This is a genomic window from Acidocella sp. MX-AZ02 (assembly GCF_000306035.1).
In the GTDB taxonomy this organism is placed as follows: Bacteria; Pseudomonadota; Alphaproteobacteria; order Acetobacterales; family Acetobacteraceae; genus Acidocella; species Acidocella facilis.
Map to the genome: position 1 here is coordinate 1,159,965 of NZ_JH976207.1, position 1,429 is coordinate 1,161,393.

2 protein-coding genes are annotated in these 1,429 nt (G+C 64.5%); both read right to left on the reverse strand.

The features are described from left to right. Positions 1-42: 42 nt before the first annotated feature. The gene (locus tag MXAZACID_RS05720; protein ID WP_008493203.1) at positions 43-1,098 is read right to left on the reverse strand and encodes an LLM class flavin-dependent oxidoreductase; all 1,056 of its coding nucleotides are present in this window, start codon (positions 1,096-1,098) and stop codon (positions 43-45) included. Positions 1,099-1,118: 20 nt separating this feature from the next. Next, a partial coding sequence (locus MXAZACID_RS05725; protein WP_008493204.1) for an alpha/beta fold hydrolase occupies positions 1,119-1,429 on the reverse strand: 311 nt, incomplete at its 5' end.

Sequence of the window (1,429 nt, forward strand, 5' to 3'; positions counted from 1 at the left end):
TCCTCGAACCGCCCGTCGATATAAAGCTGAAACCGCTTCAGTTCAGGCATATTCAGGGGCTTTCTGGAAATGCGGCATCACCTCTTCGATGAAGCGCCGCAGCGAGGCCTGCTTGCGCGCAAAGCTCATGCCGCTATCGATCCACAGGCTGAACTGGTCATAGCCCAGCGCCTCATAGGCTTTCAGCCTTGCCACCACCTCGTCGGCGGTGCCGATGACAAAGCTCTTGCGCACAATCTCTGGGGCGTATTGCGGCATCGCGGCCATCTCCTCGGGCGTCAGCGCCTCCATCATGCCGCGCGTCACCGGCTTTTTGTTCTGGAACCAGGCGCCGAAATAGCAATAAAACCGGCTCAGCTCCTCGGCCCCTTGCGCGGCGTCTTCCTCGTCGGCGGCGACATAAGTATGCTGCAGCAGCATGATCTGCGGGCGCTTGACCTGCGGATTGGCGTCGCAGGCGGCGTTGAAGCGCTGCATCAGACTCTCCACCTCCGCATCGCCGCTGGCCAGCGGCGTGACCTGCACATTGCAGCCCGTGCGGACCGCGAATTCATGCGAGTTCGGGTCACGCGCCGCCACCCAGATCGGCGGCCCGCCCGGCTGCAGCGGCTGCGGCACCGCGCTGGTTTTCGGAAACTGCCAATATTCGCCGTGATGTTCGTAATCGCCCTGGAACAGCTTCTGCACCGCGGGCACCAGCTCGCGCATGCGCAAGCCTGCCTCCATCGGTGTCAGCCCCGGCTGCAGCCGCTCATACTCGAAGCTGTAGGCCCCGCGCGCGATGCCAAGCTCCAGCCGGCCACGGGTGATCAGATCGGTCATCGCCGTCTCCCCCGCCAACTTGATCGGGTGCCAGAACGGCGCGATCACCGAGCTGGTGCCCAGCCGGATCTTCGTCGTCTTCGGCGCCAGATAGGCGATCTGCAGGAACGGGTTGGGCGCGATGGTGAATTCCATGCCGTGATGCTCGCCGATCCAGGCGGCCTTCATGCCGCCGGCTTCGGCCTGCGTCACCAGCGCCTCCAGCTCGTCCAGCAGCTCAATCTGGCTCTGCCCCGCAGAGAGGCGTTCCATATGCACAAACAGCGAGAATTTCATAATGTCGCTCCGTCGTAAAGCTATTGCGCGGCCTGCAACAGCACGGTTTCATCGAGAAAACGGCCAAGAACGTCATTCACAACCCCGGGTGCGGCCAGGCTCATCATGTGGCGCTGGCCGGGCAGCGCCACGGCCCGCCCTTGCGGGGCAGAGTCTGCCATGCGGCGGGACATAGCGGGCGAGGAATTCTCATCCTCCTCGCCGGTCAGGAACAAGGCCGGCATCGCCAGGCTCCCCAGCCGGCCTTCATGCGCGGCATCGGCGCGGGCAAACAGCCCATAGGCGCGGGCATAGCCGACCGGATCCACCGTCGCCAGCGCGGCGCCGACCC

Coding starts and splice junctions, on each gene's coding strand:
- MXAZACID_RS05720 (WP_008493203.1), bottom strand. CDS start 1,098: ATGAAATTCTCGCTGTTTGTGCATATGGAACGCCTCTCTGCGGGGCAG.